At 42.8% G+C, this 19,064-nt stretch carries 14 protein-coding genes; 9 read left to right on the top strand and 5 right to left on the bottom strand.

The window, feature by feature from the left end; all coding sequences use genetic code 11:
* Positions 1-31: 31 nt before the first annotated feature.
* From MHH50_RS20290 to MHH50_RS20275, 4 genes are all read left to right on the top strand, one after another.
* Positions 32-1,867, top strand: coding sequence for an ABC transporter substrate-binding protein (locus MHH50_RS20290; RefSeq protein WP_076190503.1), 1,836 nt, complete (start codon positions 32-34; stop codon positions 1,865-1,867).
* A gap of 134 nt (positions 1,868-2,001) precedes the next feature.
* Positions 2,002-3,747 carry a sensor histidine kinase gene (locus MHH50_RS20285; protein ID WP_076130772.1) on the top strand — a complete coding sequence of 582 codons (1,746 nt, stop codon included), beginning with the start codon at positions 2,002-2,004 and terminating at the stop codon, positions 3,745-3,747.
* Positions 3,740-5,146, top strand: coding sequence for a response regulator (locus MHH50_RS20280; protein ID WP_340033317.1), 1,407 nt, complete (start codon positions 3,740-3,742; stop codon positions 5,144-5,146). Before MHH50_RS20285 ends, MHH50_RS20280 begins: the two co-directional genes overlap by 8 nt.
* Entirely contained in the window at positions 5,143-6,810 is a 1,668-nt protein-coding gene (locus MHH50_RS20275) for an extracellular solute-binding protein (protein WP_076305544.1), read from the top strand. The genes MHH50_RS20280 and MHH50_RS20275 overlap by 4 nt, the downstream gene beginning before the upstream one ends.
* Before the next feature lie 53 nt (positions 6,811-6,863).
* On the opposite strand, the gene MHH50_RS20270 is transcribed toward MHH50_RS20275, so the two are convergent.
* Positions 6,864-7,283, bottom strand: coding sequence for a MarR family winged helix-turn-helix transcriptional regulator (locus tag MHH50_RS20270; RefSeq protein WP_076309285.1), 420 nt, complete (start codon positions 7,281-7,283; stop codon positions 6,864-6,866).
* 162 nt (positions 7,284-7,445) lie between these two features.
* Between MHH50_RS20270 and MHH50_RS20265 the strand changes: the two genes are divergently transcribed.
* Positions 7,446-8,906, top strand: coding sequence for an MFS transporter (locus MHH50_RS20265; RefSeq protein WP_076130768.1), 1,461 nt, complete (start codon positions 7,446-7,448; stop codon positions 8,904-8,906).
* A gap of 33 nt (positions 8,907-8,939) precedes the next feature.
* Here the strand turns inward: MHH50_RS20265 and MHH50_RS20260 are convergent, their stop codons facing one another.
* Together MHH50_RS20260 and MHH50_RS20255 are read right to left on the bottom strand one after the other, a co-directional pair.
* The gene (locus tag MHH50_RS20260; protein WP_340033316.1) at positions 8,940-10,007 is read right to left on the bottom strand and encodes a glycoside hydrolase family 99-like domain-containing protein; all 1,068 of its coding nucleotides are present in this window, start codon (positions 10,005-10,007) and stop codon (positions 8,940-8,942) included.
* A gap of 13 nt (positions 10,008-10,020) precedes the next feature.
* Entirely contained in the window at positions 10,021-11,058 is a 1,038-nt protein-coding gene (locus MHH50_RS20255) for a glycosyltransferase (protein WP_340033315.1), read from the bottom strand.
* 207 nt (positions 11,059-11,265) lie between these two features.
* Here MHH50_RS20255 and MHH50_RS20250 point away from each other — a divergent pair, with 207 nt between their 5' ends.
* Positions 11,266-11,676: a hypothetical protein gene (locus MHH50_RS20250; protein WP_248548519.1), complete on the top strand. Its 411-nt coding sequence runs from the start codon at positions 11,266-11,268 to the stop codon at positions 11,674-11,676.
* An 89-nt stretch (positions 11,677-11,765) separates the two neighbouring features.
* On the opposite strand, the gene MHH50_RS20245 is transcribed toward MHH50_RS20250, so the two are convergent.
* Positions 11,766-13,121, bottom strand: a complete 1,356-nt coding sequence (locus MHH50_RS20245; RefSeq protein WP_248548616.1) for a PFL family protein — start codon at positions 13,119-13,121, stop codon at positions 11,766-11,768.
* A 17-nt stretch (positions 13,122-13,138) separates the two neighbouring features.
* Positions 13,139-13,408 carry an ACT domain-containing protein gene (locus tag MHH50_RS20240; RefSeq protein WP_036685776.1) on the bottom strand — a complete coding sequence of 90 codons (270 nt, stop codon included), beginning with the start codon at positions 13,406-13,408 and terminating at the stop codon, positions 13,139-13,141.
* Between the two features lie 217 nt (positions 13,409-13,625).
* Here MHH50_RS20240 and MHH50_RS20235 point away from each other — a divergent pair, with 217 nt between their 5' ends.
* The 3 genes from MHH50_RS20235 (at position 13,626) to MHH50_RS20225 (ending at position 18,937) form a co-directional block, all read left to right on the top strand.
* Positions 13,626-15,257, top strand: a complete 1,632-nt coding sequence (locus MHH50_RS20235) for a diguanylate cyclase (RefSeq protein WP_340033314.1) — start codon at positions 13,626-13,628, stop codon at positions 15,255-15,257.
* A gap of 61 nt (positions 15,258-15,318) precedes the next feature.
* On the top strand, positions 15,319-15,690 hold the full coding sequence (locus tag MHH50_RS20230; protein WP_076130763.1) for a response regulator: 372 nt from the start codon (positions 15,319-15,321) through the stop codon (positions 15,688-15,690).
* The gene (locus MHH50_RS20225; RefSeq protein WP_076281460.1) at positions 15,677-18,937 is read left to right on the top strand and encodes an ATP-binding protein; all 3,261 of its coding nucleotides are present in this window, start codon (positions 15,677-15,679) and stop codon (positions 18,935-18,937) included. Before MHH50_RS20230 ends, MHH50_RS20225 begins: the two co-directional genes overlap by 14 nt.
* Positions 18,938-19,064: the final 127 nt, after the last annotated feature.

Here is a 19,064-nt window from a genome sequence, read left to right as displayed (position 1 = left end):
AGTGAAGAGATGAAAGGGAGGGTATAAAGCAATGAGATTAAGAAGAGCATCGCTTGTCATGCTATCCGTAATTCTGGTCTTCGTTCTTGCAGCATGTGGCGGGGGGAATAATGCGGCTAACTCGGGCAAAAACACGAGCACAGAGAAACCTACGTCGGCTGCCACGAATGCCCCGGCGGAAGAGACAGCAGCACCGGATGACGGAGCGCTTGATCATTCCAAGCCGCTGAAGCTGACTGTATTCTCAACAACCGCTAACTATGCCGGTCCACAGACCGGATGGTTTGCAAAAATCATCAAGGATAAGTTCAACATCGAAATGGACATTGTAGCTTCAAACCTGACTGGTGGAGATACCAAAATCTCTGCAATGATGGCTTCCGGAGATCTTGGAGATATCATCATTTTCGGTGACGACAAGAACCACTATCCAAACGCCATCAAAGGAAAGCTGCTCTTGGACTGGACACAGGACGGTCTTTTGGACAAATACGGAAAAGACATTTCCAGCACTTTTCCAAAAGCTATTGAGAAAGCAAAGGTAGCTTTTGGCGGTGGATCATCAGTCTTTGGTATGGGGAACAGCGTAGCTTCTAACCCATCCGGACCTTCTGAAGGAAAAGATATGACTTGGGGTCCAGACCTGCGCTTTGATCTTTACCAACAAATTGGAGCGCCAGAAATTACAAAGATTGAAGATTATCTGCCTGTGCTGAAAAAAATGCAAGAGCTCGAGCCTAAGAATGAACAAGGCAAAAAAACCTATGCCTTCTCGATGTGGTCTGATTGGGATGGCAACTATAAAATGACATTGGCTAAACAGTTCGCTAACATGATGGGCTATGACGAAATTCCTGATACTGCTGTGTATGTTAAGGCAGATGAAGAAAAGTATTATGACTTCTTATCCGAAGATAGCTGGTACATGAAATCGCTCAAACTGTATTTTGAAGCTAACCAGATGGGGCTGGTTGATCCGGACTCTATGACGCAAAAATTTGACGATGTTGTTGCGAAATACAAAGATGGTCGTCTATTGTTCTCTTGGTTCCCATGGCTTGGAGCTGCTAACTACAATACACCAGAAAGAACAGCCGAAGGTAAAGGTTTTGCGCTGGTTCCGTTCAAAGATGAATTGATGTATTCCACAGGGTTCAATGTTTACGGTGGTAACGGTATTATTGCAATCGGCGCAAAAGCTAAGGAGCCTGCTAGAATTATGGAATTCATTAACTGGATGTACACACCGGAAGGTGCAATGATCTCTGCAGGAAGTGGTACAGCAGTACCTAACGGACCTCAAGGTCTGACTTGGGACATTGATGCAAACGGCAAACCTGCAGTGACTGATTTTGGTTGGAAAGCTTATACTGATCAACAGAATACTCAAGTTCCTGCTGAATACGGCGGGGGTGACTACTACTATGGCTCCAATCAAATGAACTTCTCGTTTGTGGTTCCGGCGATGGTGAATCCAGAGAATAGTGAGCCATTCGATCATAATCTGTGGACAACAACCCTAGAGCGTAACCCATCCAAGCTTGATAGTGACTGGAGAGCGAAAATGGGCGTCCTGACTCCTAAGGAGTATTTTGAGAAAAACAATCTATTGGCTGTAGCACCACAAGGCTTCACTGGCAAAGAGCCATTAACCATGGATAAAACAGTGGAACAAAAGAATAAACAAATCGGTACGGTTATTCAACAGATTTCCTGGAAAATGGTCTTTGCTAAAGATCAAGCGGAATACGATAAATTGAATAAAGAAATGCATGATAAGGTAAATGGTCTTGGGTATTCTGAAGTTATGGATTTCTCGATTAAAAAGGCTGAGGAATTGTTCGAGGCCCGTAAAAGCGTTAAATAAACACGGCTAGTAACTATAAAATAAGGCGGGGCGGCGTGGAGGCTGTTCTGCCTTATTCTATTCAATTAGGGATAAATGTGGTATTCTCACATTAATATAAAACGCTTTCAGATAGAAAGAAGAGGATAATCCAGATGGTAAGAGTACCCCTGCGGAGTCATACTCCAGCTGTCAAATCCTTACGCAATACCTTATTTATCTATCTAGTAATCGGAACACTACTTCCGCTTCTCTTAGTAGGATTCGTAACCTACACCTCTATTTACTCCATCCTTTCAGGTAAAATTGGCAACGGGATCAGCGCTAGTCTGAGACAGGAAGCCTCAAGCCTGGAGAATGCCATCGACAATATGGATTTTGCCTCCAAACAGTTTGCTCTGGACGGTCAGATTGTGCAGGAGATGTCCTCATTTATTCAGGAAAAACAAATTTTTCGCAAATCGCAAATGATGAATTCCATCAACCAGAAGATCAATCTAGTCAATTTTACGAACCCTTATATTGGACTTACAGCCTACATTATGCCGGACAGCGATGATCCCGTTCTGTTCACCAACATGAGCGCACGCAGAAATTTTGATATCAGTACTTTGCCGTCTTTTATGCGATATAACGGGGCTGACTATTATGGACCACATCCCACTATGTACGCTGTTGGTGATAATCTCGTATTCTCGGAGCAGCGGATTGTCCGTGTGCCGGGCCAGCATAAGCTTTATATTTATTTGGAGACGAATTATAGTTTGTTTCGCAAAATCTTCAATCAGGAGTCCTACGGGATGAAAGTAAATCATCTGCTGGTCAATCAGCAAGGTAATAGTACAAAAGTGATCGATGGCAAACTTCCGCTAAGTATTATTAAAGCTGCGGGAAGCAACTCCAATCTCACCCATGAAACGCTAAGCGGATATCATCTGTTTCGTTACGCGAGTCCTCAGGGCTGGAAACTTATTGCTGTTGTGAAAAAATCAGAATTCAACAGTGAAATTTACTCTTGGTTTTATAAAATGATCTTACTTGCCTTCTCCACCCTTCTTTTTGCCGGATTTCTGGCTTGGATCATCTGGAGGAAAATTTATGGTCCGTTGCGTAAGGTCAACCTTGAAATCAACCGAATGGCGGAAAATGTTACCGCTCCGGTAGCCTATACGAATGTGGAAGAATTTGATTTCGTGCTTACCAACTTTCAGCAGATGAAAAAACAGGTGAATGAGCTGATTGTTGCGGTTGCCCATAATGAGAAACAGAAAAGCCAATTTGAGATTGAGAAGTTGCTCAGCCAGATCAATCCTCATTTTTTGCATAATACCTTAAATACGGTACAGTGGATGGCCCGGCTAAACGGCCAGAAGGAGATCGACAAGCTGGTCACTCTTCTTGTAAAGGTGCTGCATTATAATCTGGGAAAGCAAAGCATCATTGTTACCATTGGCGAGGAAATTGAAGCGATTCGAAATTATATGGAGCTGCAGCGTATTCGTTATGATTATGAATTTGAATTTAACGTTGAAGCTGATGAGGATGTATTGTCTGTGGCTGTCCCGAGATTTTTGCTTCAGCCTCTGGTGGAGAACTCGATTTATCATGGATTAAGCGATAATGGCAAGGTAGATGTTGAGATAACGAAACATGGTGAAGGAGAGGTTCAGCTATGTGTGAGAGACAATGGCGCTGGGATGGATGCAGATACATTAGATCAGCTGTTGTCTGATGATGGAGCGAAAAAACGGGGACTTGGAATTGGTTTTTCATATGTGAACCGGATGCTTAGAACCTATTATGGAGAACAAATGAAGCTAGAGATGTTCAGTAAGCCAGGAGAAGGTACGGTTGTATCCATTGTGATTCCGAGGAAAGGTAAGGAGGACTTCGATGATTAAGGCTGTAGTTGTCGATGACGAGAGACTCGTGCGAAAAGGCTTCATATCCCTGATCGACTGGTCATCCTTAGGGATTGTTATAGTTGGGGAGGCAGGTGATGGTAAATCTGCTTTGGAGCTGCTTCAACAGCAGGAAGTAGATTTATTATTTGTGGATTTGACCATGCCAGGCATTTCAGGCTTCGAGCTCATTAAAATGGTTAGACAACGGTTCGCAGGCATTCGCTGTGTTGTTCTTACTTGTCATCATGAATTTGACTATGTTCAGGAGGCTATGCGTTTAGGAGCCGTTGACTATATTGTAAAAACACTGCTTGAGATGGAAAATGCGGATGAAACCATCAGACGTCTTGTTGATCGTATTAAATGGGAGGACAATACACGGGATGCTCTGGTTCGTGGGGAAAGTAAACGTATGGCTGCTGATAAGGCTCTGCTGTATTTGCCACTAAATCATCAATGCAATGAAGAAGAATTATTTCAGCTGTCCAGCGTGAAAAATAATCCGCTCATTACTTTTCATGAGATGTGGATGTCGCCCTTATTACATCGTTTCTCAATAGATGAGAGCAAACGTGAGCTTAAGATCCAGCTATCCGGACGATGGCAGACCGCGCTGATCAGTGGATTGAGAGATCAACCCTTGCAGGAACTGGAGGAACAGCTCACTGCGAAATTACGCCGTATTCTATTTTATCATCCTGAACCTGAGGATTTGACCTCATTGAAATATGAAGACATAAAGAAGGAACCAGCGGCTCCCTACTCAAAACAAGAGGCGGATAATCTGCTGGAGCAAGCACAGAATTTGAAGTGGACAATTGATGGAAATGAGTGGGAGAAATTTGTAGCAAACATACTTCAGCAGAAACCCCGTTCTGATCAGTTTCTGGCGTTTGCACACTCTCTAATACAAAGCTGGAGTTCTTTACTATTAAAGCCTGAAGATGCTGCTCAACTGGAAAGGGACATTTCCCATAATCTGAACTGGTGCCATTGGAAGAACTGGCTGCGGCGATTTTCTGATCATGTGGGACGAAGAATGCTGGAGCTTGGATTAACTAAAGAGGTTATGTCTTGTCTTATTCGCGCAGTTCGTTATATGCAGAGCCATGCAGGTGACAAAATCAATCAGAGCGACGTAGCAGCCGTCATTAATATGAGCCGTGGTTATTTCAGCCAATGTTTCGCTCGTTTTGCCGGAGAGACATTTGGTGAATGTTTACGGGGAATGCGGCTGGAGCTTGCCAAATCACTGCTTCTGGAGACTACACTTCCCGTCTGTGAGATTGCTTCGCGGTCAGGTTTTGAGGATGATCGTTATTTCAGCAGATTGTTCAGAGAACGTATTGGTAAATTACCAAGTGAATTCCGTGTGGAGGGGAAAAACCAAATATGAAATTTTGGAAATCTATCCTCCTAGTGTTTATGGTTATTGGAATGACATCATGTCGTGACAATATCGGTACTGTAGATTCGGTTGCAAGCCCTCAGGCAGGGGATGAAGATACTTCTATTGCTTATAGCAAATATGAGGATCCGATTGTGATCCGAGTAGGGTTTAAGGTTCCCGACTCGCGACTTAATACAGGTGACAGCAACGATAACAATCCAATCACCCGTTATTTAGAGAGCATTACGAATATAAAAGTGGTTCACTCCTGGGAAGCGAAGGGTGAGGATGCTTTTACGCAAAAGGTACAGCTTGCCATTGATAGCAACGATTTGCCTGATGCCATGGTTGTGGATCGTGATCAACTGAAGAAATTAATTGATAATGATATGATTGAAGATTTGACAGAGACTTATAAAATATATGGATCTGAACTTATCAAGGATATGTACAATTCTACAAAGGGTGAGGCATTAGAGGACGCTTCCCGCGATGGTAAACTATATGGATTACCGAATGTAGCTATTGATGCTGACTCTCCCGTGCTGCTCTGGGTACGTCAGGATTGGCTGGAGAAGCTGGAGCTGCGGCCTCCTCAAACTTTTGAAGACATCGAGAAAATTGCCAAAGCTTTTATTGAAAAAGACCCTGATGGAAATGGAAAAAGAGATACCGTCGGTCTAAGCGGCTACAAAAATATCGTATATGGAACTAAACCATTAGTTAATGGTCTGGATGCTGTGTTTAGTGCATTTCACGCTTTCCCCACGAATTGGATTAAGGATAACAACGGCAATATCGTGTATGGCTCCATTACACCAGAGACCAAACAAGCGCTTGCTAAACTTGCTGATTGGTATAAACGCGGGTTGCTGGATCCGGACTTTGCACTATATAAGGAAACTCAGGAGCCTATTATTACAGGTAAATCCGGGATGTTTTTTGGTCCTTGGTGGATGCCTTATTATCCTTTATCAGAGGCAGTGGCTTTGGATACGAAGGCAGAATGGAGAGCATATGCAGCTCCAGTTGACGATTCCGGTAAGTTTGTCGCTCATTTAGCGCCGGTAACAGATCGATATCTTGTTGTGCGTAAAGGGTTTGAACATCCTGAGGCTGTAATCAAGCAATTAAACGTGTTTACAAGACTCGAAAGAAGACAGGATCCTAATCAAGAGGAGGTAAAAAAGCTGGGTGATTTCTCTGCGCAGACAGGCATTCAGCTGCGTGCTTATTATCCGTTCGATCTTCTGATAGATTATAGGGATGCGATTGAGAAACATTATGCTGATATCCAGCAGGCTTTGCACGGAAAGATAGACCCGGATACATTAAATTCTGATACCCGGCTCATTTATGATCAATGGGTAGCGGAAACAGAGCAGCCCAAAAAAGATCTAGAAGGCTGGAAAGCAGCGAATGCGTATAAATATGGAGTAGCTGTGTTAACCTCAACTGCTATAGAGGGAGTGCGTGGGGTCTTTTATGGGAACACCCGACTTATGAAGACTAAATGGTCGGAACTGCAGAATCTGGAGAATGAGACGTTCTTAAATATCATTGTGGGTGATTCACCGCTTAGTGATTTTGATGCGTTTGTAGCTAAATGGAAGAGTATGGGCGGAGAAGAGATTACGGAAGAAGTTACTGAGCTTGTAAAGCAAAAGTAAACGTGGGATGCCTCAACAGCCTAATGGCTGTGGGACATCCTTTTTCTTGTGTTCTATTCTTCGTTTTTGCTGATTTTTTGCAGCAGGAAATGTAGTTGCTCTACTTCTTCATCGGTTAAATGGCCCACAAGGCTTTTATTAAATTCATCTAAGATGGACTGTAAAACTGGGAAGAAATTGATGGCTTTTGGGGTAGGATATAGAAGGTGAGAGCGTCGATCATTAGGATCGTCTTTGCGCTCGATATACCCCGAGTTCTCTAATTGCTTCACAGAACGTGCTGTAGTTGCTTTATCGAACTTCAATTCGGCAGTTAACTGATCCTGAGTAATGCCTGGCCGAGAGAGAATCAATTTAAGAAAGCTATGCTGTCCACCACTACCGATTCCATAGGGGACAAATTGCTTAACCAGTTTCTTTTGATTTTGACGGTGAAGATGGGAAATTAGCTTCCCGATAGGCTCTCTTGCCAATATAGACACCTCTTTGGGTTATATGTTCGTTCATTTGTTGCCTTGAAATAAAGTGTACAATAAAGTCGTTGCGCACGCAACTAAATTGTTGTACACTGGGTATGGCGATTTTTGTTGCGTGCGCAACTAAACAAATTATTAATATTTAATGAGGTGTTAGTTATGAGTTCTGTAAGTGCAACCTATCAGGAGGATAAAGAAATTCAGAAGAAGCGCTGGATGATCTTAATTGTTCTGAATATTTTTACGTTTATGTCCACCCTTGATGGTAGTATTGTCAATATTGCTCTGCCTGAGCTATCCAAACAACTGAAGCTGCCCATGGCGCAAATCGAATGGGTAACAACAGGATATTTAATGGCGATCTGTGCGGCGATCCTTTTCTTCGGCAAGCTTGGAGATATCGTAGGAAAGATTCGAATTTTTAAGATTGGCACGATTGTATTTGTTATTGGATCTATGCTATGTGGGCTTAGTGTAAGCTTACCAGCCTTAATTGCTTCACGCGTTGTTCAAGCCTTAGGTGCTTCGATGACCATGGCGAACAGTCAGGGAATTGTTACGGATATCTTTCCTGCCACGGAGCGTGGCAAAGCCCTTGGTTTTATTGGTACATTCGTGTCTCTGGGAAGTATAGCCGGTCCAAGTTTAGGCGGGATTATGGTTTCCACCTTAGGCTGGGAGTATATCTTTTGGGTAAACGTCCCTATTGGCCTGATCGCTATATTTTTTGGCTGGAAGGTATTGCCTAAGGATTTAACGAGAGTGAAATCTTCGATTGATGTGCCGGGCAGTTTACTGTTCGCTGTCTTTATCATTACTTTGTTCGCAGGATTATTACTAGGTCAACAGCTTGGATATGGTAACAGCTTAATTGTTACATCAATAATTGTTGCTGTAGTCAGCTTCGTTGCTTTCATATGGATGGAGCTTCGCAGAAAAGAACCGCTGTTGCAGCTGTCATTATTTAAGAATCCGTTGTTTTCTTTAAGTATCTTATGTGGTTTTCTCGTATTTACAGCGAATTTCTGCTTCAATATTATCGCGCCGTTTTATGCACAGAACATGCTTAATTTATCGCCATTCTATGCAGGCTTTTTGTTAATGCTGTTGCCGATATGTATGGTAGTCGTGGCTCCAATGAGTGGAGCGCTATCGGATAAAATAGGCTCGGAATTTTTGACTTTTGCAGGGCTGGTGGTCATGGTTATTGCGCAGTTCGGATTAGCACAGCTTCATGTAGGAAGCTCTGTTGTGCTGGTAGGTGTGTGGATCGCTATGCTGGGGATAGGAAGTGGTTTATTTCAATCGCCGAACAATTCGCTTGTCATGTCTAAGGTACCAAGAACACAGCTTGGTTCTGCGGGTAGTGTCAATTCGTTAGTTCGTAATGTGGGTATGGTTGTCGGCATAACAATTGCTACTACAATTCTTTTTCAAGTGATGAGCAGTAAAGCCGGCTATAGGGTGACAGGGCTAGTTCCTGGTCGGCCAGAGTTATTTATCGAGGGCATGCATGTAGTGTTTGTAACCTCGGCATCGATATGTCTAGTGGCTGCTTTATTAACTGGCTGGAGATTGGTGAGTGCAAGAAGCGCCAGAGTGCAGTCATCGGAAAGATAACATACCATGAAAAAGATCCTTCTGGCGCTACGGCTAAGAAGGATCTTCTTTGTGATGAAACTGTAAGGCTTCCTTAACGGCTTGCAAGTATTGATATTGATAACGTACATCCGGTTCTAGGTAGGCCCCTTCAGCCCATTCATTCCAGGCGTTGATATAAATATATTCACTTTTGAACATTTTTTTGGCGCGCTCAATTTGTCGTGAAAGGTATTGGCCGAATTTTTGAGGATTAGCGCCTAAGGTGCTTTGTCCGGCAGGGCCTTTACGTGGTGTGTTATCCCAGTTGACAAAGGCTCCCGGATATATGATTTCTCCGTCTCTATGGGGTGTCCGCTCCAACATAGATTCCCATAACTCATCATAATCAATTACGATATGCCTCTGATCCTCCACCTGCTTTGAGCTCCATAAATGCTTAACCCCGCCATGTGCGAATGTGTAATGCGGCTCAAATTCCAGACTGGCATCGAATCCTTGCTCTTTCTTTAGGGGGAAACCGCCCAGTGTCCGGACCAGATGAAGTCCTTTAAGTCCGTTCTGCAGAGCCAATTCGCGCCAATATTGAAGCATTTCTTCACAGTGCGGGATACTAGCAGACCGATAAATGATAAAGACAGGCTTATCCTCCACCCGGATATAACGATCATCTTTGAAGGCTTCCAGTAAAGCATAAAAGTGCATTCGCCAATCCCGTTCTTCTCCGTATTCCTGTGGCATCAGGACATCCTCTTCGGTGCCATCCCAGCTACGTGTCCAGGGTTCGTTAGCCCAAGAAAGGCAAAAGGGGAAGTCAGGCTCTTTGCTCGCAAGAATCTGCTGAACCGGTTGTTCCAGCAGTCGCCTGCCATTAAACCAATAGTGATAATAACAAAAACCGTAAATGCCATGAGCCTTTGCGGTCTCTGCCTGCCATTGTTTCACTTTAGGATCCGTTAAATCATAGTAGTTACTATTTAATGGCTTCTTGGGCTGATCATGTTCAGGATAAAGGGCTGCAGCCTTCCTGACATTCGTCCATTCTGTAAAACCCTCACCCCACCAGGAATCGTTCTCTGAGATCTGATGAAACTGAGGCAATACAAAAGCAATGCATTTCAAGTCAGGTCACCCCCTATGGTTCCTTGAATATTTTTCTCAGCAGTAACTTTCCTTGCTGGATATAAGAATGGTTATATTTAAGTTCCTTTAGGGCACGAGAGGCAGAAATTCTTCTTTCTTCACTATGTGAAAAATAGTGCTTAAAGCTATCGGAGAGCTCTTTGAAGTTCTGGAAACGAATGAGATCTTCTTCTGCAATTCGGTAATTATGAAGATGGGGATGATCCTCCACTAACTGAAATACACCGCAAGCGGTGACCTCCATAATCTGCTGCACAGAACCAGTGCAATTGATGACGATTTTTGCTCCATTATAATAGCTGGACATATCTTTACTATGGGTGATATCAATGAAATTTCTGGGGGGTTCCCAACCACGCCCGTCGATCATTACCTTAAGGCCTTGAAGTAGGTCTGAATACGCCAACGTGTAAAGCACACTATCGATTTGAAAATCGCCCAGAATGAGTACATCACTCTGATAACAGTCCTCCACACGTCTTGGATAATAGAGATCCGTATCCGCAGCATATGGGAGATAGCTGGAGTGTTTGCCCCATAAACCCTGGTAATAGATCAGATTAGCTATGTTCTGTGTGAAAATATAATCGAATAACAATGCCAGATTACGTTCTATTGGAGTAAGACAAGCGGCATCTGCCATCCATACCGCTTTGGGAACATTGGAAGCTTTCAGAGCAGGGAGGTTCTCCTCCGGAAATAGGGTCTCCGATCCTAGAGCTAATATTAGATCAGGTTGAAAATGGGCTAAATATTCCTCCAGATTATGCTGGAATTTAATAGCAAGTACTTCTTTGACCAGATGCCTTAGTTGATCTTTAAAAAGTCGTACATTAGGCATTTTACCGCTTGCCTCTGTAGGAACCAGCAGCAATATTCTTAATTGTTTGAGTTCCCGTTGCAAAGGCTCTGCTCTATAAGAGTTCATCTCTAGGATGAGGTTATGGTGTTGCGATGGATTAACTTGGCTGATGGTGACTTCGTGACTTGAAGGCCTTTCAGGAGTGAGCCTATTAGCTGTCTTCTTCATAATTCCTCCTGTGTTCTGTGGAGCCAGTCGTCCGCTCTAGCACCGAGTCTTGCTAATCATTATATGTGTAGGGGGTTATTTTGACTTTAGGTATAAGACCATTAATCAGAGTCTCGAAGATAAAAAGCGGATTTAGTGAAAGCTGTATATCTATCTATGACAGGGCTGGCTTGTTTAACATAAGATATACTATAAAACCTGAAAGGGATGATCGCCTTGCCAACCTTCGATAGCGTTCTAGTTACAGGAAGTCAGACCATTCAAAATGATCTGCACGTTAATGGAAATGAGACTATCGATTCGAATCTGCATTTGAATGGTAGTCAGACTATAATGGGAAGCCTAAATGTGAACGGCAGTGAATCCATACTCGGTCATCTGGGGGTTACCGGTGAAATTAGCGGGGCAGGCACCATCAGAGCTGCAACCCGGTTGATCGCTACGAACCAAGCAACATTGCCACCAGGCGCTCCTACCAGCCTGCAACAGGTTCGATACTTTTCTGTAGGTGCTGTAGGTCAGACGGGTCTCGTGCTGAAGGGCACAGATGGAAATGATTATGTATTATTTATCGATTTGACTGGCGGAACGCCTAATATCGGCATTCAACGGGCTTAATCAAGATAAACTAATATTCTCAGCTTTAGAATATAAAAAAACAGCAAGTCTCCTAAGTACAAATAGGGACTTGCTGTTAGAGGTTTCTATTAATTCTTAAAGCTATGAATTGGTGCAGGGATTCGTCCGCCACGATTAACGAAATTCGCGCAGTTGAAGCCATTCACTGCCATAACTGGTGCATATCCGAGCAGGCCGCCAAATTCGACCATTTCACCAACGTCCTTGCCGATTACTGGAATCACGCGAACCGCAGTGGTTTTGTTATTCACCATGCCGATTGCAGCTTCATCCGCGATGATGCCGGAAATGGTCTCCTTGGTGGTGCTTCCGGGGATAGCGATCATATCCAGTCCCACGGAACACACACAGGTCATAGCTTCCAGCTTCTCTAGTGTAAGGGCACCCCGCTGAACCGCTTGAATCATGCCGTGATCTTCACTGACTGGAATAAAGGCTCCACTAAGTCCACCTACATAGGAGGAGGCCATCACGCCACCTTTTTTAACATTGTCATTTAGGATCGCCAGAGCAGCAGTTGTTCCCGGAGCCCCAGCTTCCTCCAGACCCATGACTTGAAAGATTTCGGCAATGGAATCTCCGATTTCTGGAGTAGGAGCTAAGGATAGATCGATAATCCCAAAAGGAACATTCATCCGTTTGGAAGCCTCTTGAGCAACTAGCTGACCGACACGTGTGACTTTGAAGGCTGTCCGTTTAATGGTTTCACATAAGGTTTCAAAATCCTGTCCTCGAACCTCTTCAAGCGCACGTTTGATGACACCAGGACCGCTGACGCCAACGTTGATGACACATTCCCGCTCTCCAACCCCGTGAAATGCTCCGGCCATAAAAGGGTTGTCCTCAACGGCATTACAGAAGACTACCAGCTTGGCGCAGCCGATGGAATCCCGATCCTTGGTGCGTTCCGCAGTTTGGATAATGATATCACCCATTAATTTCACAGCATCCATGTTGATTCCACTTCTGGAGGAACCGACATTGACCGAGGAGCAGACTCTTTCAGTGACTGCCAATGCTTCTGGAATACTGTCGATCAGAATACGATCGCCTTTGGTGCAGCCTTTTTGTACAAGTGCAGAGAAGCCGCCGATAAAGTTAACGCCTACCTCTTTTGCAGCCTTGTCCAGGATTTCAGCAACAGGTACATAGGTATCTGTCTTCACCGCACCAGCGGCAATAGCGATGGGTGTGACAGAAATCCGTTTGTTAACGATAGGAACCCCAAATTGTCTTTCCAGATCTTCCCCCGTCTTTACGAGCTTTTCAGCGGATCTGGTGATTTTGTCATATACATTTTGATTAAAGGTGCGCATATCCGTGTGGGCACAATCCATGAGGCTGATCCCCATCGTTATGGTACGCACATCCAGATTCATTTCACGAATCATCTTATTCGTTTCTTGTACTTCCACTAGTGATATCATGGTCAGCCATCCTCCTAGATTCGGTGCATAATATTAAAAATATCCTCATGCTGAAGCTTGATTTCCACGCCAATCGATTCGCCAAGCAAATGTAATTCCTCTACAATATTCTCAAAAGCTTTAGTTGAGCTAGAAATGTCTACAATCATCATCATGTTAAAATAATCTTGAACAATCGTCTGCGAAATATCCAGAATGTTCAAATTGTGTTCGGCTAGATATGTACATACTTTAGCGATAATCCCTACTTTATCTTTTCCTAATACAGTAATAATCCCCTTCATGAATACAGCCTCCCTTTGTATTTGTTGATTTCACCGTGTATACGGAATGAACCATTCCAACTATTATTGCAAATGATGAAACAAGCTTCAACCAAAGGTTTTTTGTCAGTTTGATTAAATATTTGTTTTGGCAGCTGAAATTATAGAAAATTCATTTGACAGCCTATAAAAAATGTGATGAACTGAGAGTTTGATATGATAGTCTGAAGGAGTAAATATGACTACACAAAAATATAAAGACATGGTTGAGCAAAGAACGAAGATGACCCTCCAGGAATGGACGGAACAGGCGGAAGTGAAGGAAAAGGACATTTATCGTTTTTTGCATAATTTAAAAGGCACTGCTGGAACTGTCGGATTACCAGATGTCGAACAATTTGCCGAGGATACGCTGCCCTATTTCATGGAAAGCAGTCTTAAGAGTTGGTCAGTCGAGGAATGGGGGGATTATTTATATCCACTGATTCCATTGTTTAATGTCCATTCATTGGCAGCTTCAAGCTCTGTCAAAGCATTGGATAAAAAGGGACCTGCTGAGACACTCACGCAGAATGATATTCTTCTTATCGACGATGATGTAGAGTTAGTTGCTTATCTGAAAGAGTCGTTGGAGAGGCAGAATTACTATGTAAGCATTGCCTTATCTGCTGAACGGGGACTCAAAATCTTTTATGAAACGAAACCAGATCTCATTCTGCTGGATATTCTTTTACCGGATAAAAGCGGGATTGAGGTGTTGAACCAAATTATCGGCAAGGCTAAAAAAGAACGAATTCCCATTATCATTATAAGTGGGGAGTACTCCAAAGCTACCCAAATGCAGGCGTATTCGCTGGGGGTGATGGATTTTTTGCCGAAGCCTGTAGATATTGATTTATTTCTGGTATTGATCAAAAATCGCTTTCAGCTCAAAAGAGAATGGCAGGAGTCCATCATCGTGGATGATTTGACCGGCGCATTCAATCGCAAACACTTCAATCAAGTCATGAAGCAGCTGATTGGTGATTTTAAGCGGACCAACCGCGTATTTTCGTTAGCGCTGATTGATTTGGATTATTTTAAAAACGTTAATGATACATATGGTCACCTAATCGGAGACGAAGTGCTGCTGGGCTTTTCCGAGCTTGTGAAGAATTCCATCCGTCTGGAGGATACCTTTTGCCGTTATGGGGGAGAAGAGTTTGCAGTATTTTTACCTCACACGGATGCGGAATCTGCAATGTTGGTTATACAACGTATTCAAGAGCGGTTTGCGGCGACTGACTTTTTTGCGAAAAATGAAATCTTTCATGTGACTATCTCTAGCGGGATTTCTGAGGTAACAGATGCCGAGAATATAGCCGATAAATTGATTGAGGAAGCAGATCAGGCTCTTTATGCCAGTAAGCATGCTGGAAGGAATCAGACAACGCTTTATTCGGACCATTTATCCACTACTAAAAAGCATTCGGTTCTGAATGTGATTGTTGTGGATGATGATACGCTAATTCGGAGAATTGTGACCAGTCAGTTCGCCATTTGGGAGCCGGAGAATATTGCTGAGGTGAAGGTTAGCAGCTATGCGAATGGGCTTGATTTCCTGCAATCGGATTGGTATGCCGTGGATGAGAAGTATATTATTTTGCTGGATGGTGTGATGCCTGATCTGGATGGAGTAGAAGTTCTGGAAAGAATCCGCAAAACGTATCCGGAAGTAAATATATTAGTGATCATGTTGACGGGAAGAAACAATCAGGCGGATATTGTACATGCCCTGCAGATGGGTGCCGATGATTATGTAGTCAAACCGGTCCATATGCCTGAGTTATTGTCGAGGATAGAGCGGTTGGCTCATAGATTTTTGTTCTAATTGGGTTCTGAATATGTTGTGAGCACCAGGAGAGATCTAAAGCGGAGGGAACTAGGCAGCTATGCAAAAGGTAATGGTAGTGGATGATGAAGAAGTATTACGAATGTTAATCGTAGACACCTTAGAAGATTTGGAAGACGTGGAGATCCACACTGCCGAGAACGGATTAGAGGCGCTTTCAAAATTGTCACAGGATCATTATGATTTGGTGATATTGGATTATATGATGCCTGAAATGACAGGGATTGAAGTCCTAGGTCAACTGGATGATGAGAAAAAGAAGGCTACAGCTATTTTAATGTTAACAGCCAAAGCCCAAGATGTAGATCGTCTTCGAGCGGTAGATGCAGGCGCACGTTATTTTATGCCAAAACCTTTTAGTCCGATGGAACTCTTGCAGATTGTGGAGGGGATCCTAAGTGACAAAGGGTAGCAGCTCTAATCACAGTATTAAAAATAGATATATTCGTATCATTGCCTTGGTTTTTTCGTTAATCATTCTTATGGGATCTGTATTTTTGTTTTTCATAAACAATGAGCAGAACAAATTAAGTAGAGACCGTGAAGTTCTGCAAAATAAGGCGGACACGATTAACGAATTGGCGACTGCGTTAAATGAGGTTTTTTTCCGAGCGAGGGGATTCAGCGCACTTAAGAGTGACAATGAATTAGAGCTCTTAAACTTAGGACTTGTTAACTTTGATAAGATTCTGGATACCTATTCTAATCTCAGTTTATCTCCGGAAGAAGCTTTGTTTAGAGATGGTTTGAAGGCCTTTTATGTTCAGTACAAAACTAAAGTTTTGCCGGAAGCGATTCGGTTTGTCGAGGCAGATGATTATGTGTCTTTGAGAGCTCTATCCGCAGATGGGAACACGAAATCAGTGAATGATTTTTTAATGTATACAAAAGAGTACAAGCAACGATCCGACGCCGCATTAAATACTATGGCTATGGATTACATCAAACGTGCCAATGAGTTTACCTTTATCGCATTCTTTTTCAGCACGATTATTCTGCTAATCTTCACCTTTATGATCTGGCGGATTCTGAAGAACCTAATAGATCCTATTCTGAAGCTGGAAGGGGCAACCCATTCCCTGGCTGCAGGAGAAGAAATTCTTCTGGGCAAGCTTAAGAATCAAGATGAAATTGGCCGACTTTATGATGCTTTTCTAAATATGGCTAGAAGTATTCAAGATAAAGAAGAAGAATTGATGATGCAGAATGAAGAGCTGCATGCGCAGCAGGATGAACTTCAGGATCAGCAATATAGGCTGCAGCGCTCGCTTAGTGAAATTGAGAGTATGATGAAAGCCTTGGATCAATCGTCTGCGGTAGGGATCCTTACTGCTAAAGGTGTCTTTACCTACGCGAATGATAATTTAAGTGGATATACCCGCTATAAAAAGTCTGAGATTATCGGTTACACCTATAAGTTATTTGAACTTTATAATCTCTCTGATGAGGGTTATCAGAAAATCTTTAACAAATTAAATACAGGCGGAGTGTGGAACAATGAGCTGCAGATTCTAGCCAAAGACGGATTGCCCATCTGGCTGCATCTGACGATTGTGCCGTACCTGAATGAAGAGGGTGTGATTTATCAATACATCCTTATTGCGAACGATATCACCTCAATGAAAAGCGTGCAGCAGGAGCTAGCCGAAACGTTAAAAAACACAGAACAGACCAAGATGATGCTAGAGCTAAATAATCAGCTGAATCATGATATTACTTATACTTTGGATAAACATGAATTTGCCGATAAGTTTATTGAGTTTATGCATCGCCTGTATGCCTTTGATTCGAGTTTCTTCCTGCTTGTGAAAGATAATATCGCGGCTGTGAAAGGCATTCCCCAGGAGAATGTGGAGCGTTATCTTGATCATGAGAATAATGAGATGTTATATCGCTTGCAAGCGGAAAAAACGTACCTAATCAAGCGCCTGGCCACACAATCAGAGCAAGGGATTTCTGCGAGTGAGGTCTATGTTTACGACTTCTACACTACTGTTGTGAACGCAGAGGATGAGATTCTTGCAGTGTTCTGTGGCAGCCGGATTGGTCATTCCTTCAGCAAAGAAGAGATTAATGAGGTTCAGGGGATGATGAACCGCGTAGCGCTGGCGATTGAACGTTTATTCATGTATGAAGAGATTGAACATGGACGAAAGCTGAATCGGGACATCGTAAATAATGTGAACGAGGGCATACAATTTGTGAATACAGAAGGTATGCTCCTGCAGATGAATAAAGCGTTGAGCAACATTTTTAATTATGAGTGGACAGAAGGAGCTTTGATTCCTCGTCAGAAATGGATGGATTATTTCATTGAGCACTCGAATGAGAATCATGAACTTCGGATGTTTTTTGAAAAAGCGATTGCTGAGGATGCTCTGGAATCGAGCAGCATGCAATACTCCATTGGAACTGAATCGATGAAGCATATTGATGTGTATGCGATCCCTGTATTCCGTCGCGAACTGCGTATTGGTACATTGTTTGTCTACAGAGATATCACTAGAGAATATGAGCTGGACCTTATGAAATCTGATCTTGTCAGTACGGTAAGTCATGAGCTAAGAACACCGCTATCGAGTGTACTTGGTTTCACAGAACTGTTATTATCTAAGACCATGAAGCCTGAGAAGCAGCTTAAATATCTGGAGACGATTCATAAAGAAGCTAAACGACTGACGGAGCTCATTAATGATTTTCTTGATTTGCAGAGAATGGAGTCAGGTAAGCAGCAATATATCACGGAGCATTTGAATCTCAGTGAAATTGTATTAGGCGTAATTGATCAATATAAACTGAGCAGTACCCATCATGTACTCCTAGTGGATGAGGCTTTGAATGCGGATGTTGACGTGGACAAGGATAAGATTGTCCAAGTTCTGACGAATCTGTTAAGTAATGCGATTAAATTCTCGCCTGATAACAATGAAGTTAAAGTACTGCTGCATAACGAGTCGGATAGAATTATTGTACGTATCCAGGATAATGGTCTTGGCATTCCTAAGGATCAAATAGGACAGCTATTCCAAAAATTCAGAAGAGTGGATAATAGCGCCTCTAAAAGAATTGGAGGAACAGGACTCGGGCTTGCCATCTGTAAGGAGATTATTGAGAAGCAAAAGGGAAATATCGGTATAGATTCCGTTGAAGGAGAGGGCACTACCGTCTGGTTTAGCCTCCCTATCCTCCATGCGGAAGCGAGCCGGCAACAGGATGAGCTTAATAAATGGAGCACCGATAAAGAGCTCAAGCCTAATGTGATGATCGTTGAAGATGATTACAGTCTATCGTTGCTTTTATCAGAAGAGCTTAAAGGGAAGGGCTTCCGTGTTACCCATCATTACCATCCACAGCAAGCTTTTGATCAGGCCTTGAAAACACCATTTGTGGCGATTGTGGTAGATTTGATGTTGGGTGAAGAGCTGGATGGCTGGGATTTGATCCGAATGCTTAAAGAAGATCCAAGAACTGAAAATATACCTATCGTTATTTCTTCTGCTCTGGATCAATCGGATAAGAATCAATTAAACGATGTAATTCAAAAATATTTAACTAAACCTTATCCACCCGGCGAGCTGTCGAATACGCTTGAGGAGATAGTGAAGATTAAGACGGGGAGCGGCGAGGTGTTATTTCCCGAAAGTAAGCAAAAATTATAGCTTTTATTTATCACAATATTTTATAAATAGTATCACTTTTTATAATGAAACCGATCAAAACAGGTTAAATCATACTGTTTTGATCGGTTTTTAAGTACTTTATAGATGATTTTTCAATAAAATACAA

This window comes from Paenibacillus sp. FSL H3-0302 (assembly GCF_037982245.1).
Classification (GTDB): domain Bacteria; phylum Bacillota; class Bacilli; order Paenibacillales; family Paenibacillaceae; genus Paenibacillus_AQ; species Paenibacillus_AQ odorifer.
This window is presented reverse-complemented; position numbering and strand designations above follow the sequence as displayed.

Bases quoted from the DNA above. Each gene is read 5' to 3' on its own strand.
- MHH50_RS20280 (WP_340033317.1), top strand. From the start codon at position 3,740: ATGATTAAGGCTGTAGTTGTCGATGACGAGAGACTCGTGCGAAAAGGC.
- MHH50_RS20255 (WP_340033315.1), bottom strand. From the start codon at position 11,058: ATGAAGAAGACAGCTAATAGGCTCACTCCTGAAAGGCCTTCAAGTCAC.
- MHH50_RS20235 (WP_340033314.1), top strand. From the start codon at position 13,626: ATGACTACACAAAAATATAAAGACATGGTTGAGCAAAGAACGAAGATG.
- MHH50_RS20250 (WP_248548519.1), top strand. From the start codon at position 11,266: ATGATCGCCTTGCCAACCTTCGATAGCGTTCTAGTTACAGGAAGTCAG.
- MHH50_RS20240 (WP_036685776.1), bottom strand. From the start codon at position 13,408: ATGAAGGGGATTATTACTGTATTAGGAAAAGATAAAGTAGGGATTATC.
- MHH50_RS20285 (WP_076130772.1), top strand. From the start codon at position 2,002: ATGGTAAGAGTACCCCTGCGGAGTCATACTCCAGCTGTCAAATCCTTA.
- MHH50_RS20265 (WP_076130768.1), top strand. From the start codon at position 7,446: ATGAGTTCTGTAAGTGCAACCTATCAGGAGGATAAAGAAATTCAGAAG.
- MHH50_RS20290 (WP_076190503.1), top strand. From the start codon at position 32: ATGAGATTAAGAAGAGCATCGCTTGTCATGCTATCCGTAATTCTGGTC.
- MHH50_RS20275 (WP_076305544.1), top strand. From the start codon at position 5,143: ATGAAATTTTGGAAATCTATCCTCCTAGTGTTTATGGTTATTGGAATG.
- MHH50_RS20230 (WP_076130763.1), top strand. From the start codon at position 15,319: ATGCAAAAGGTAATGGTAGTGGATGATGAAGAAGTATTACGAATGTTA.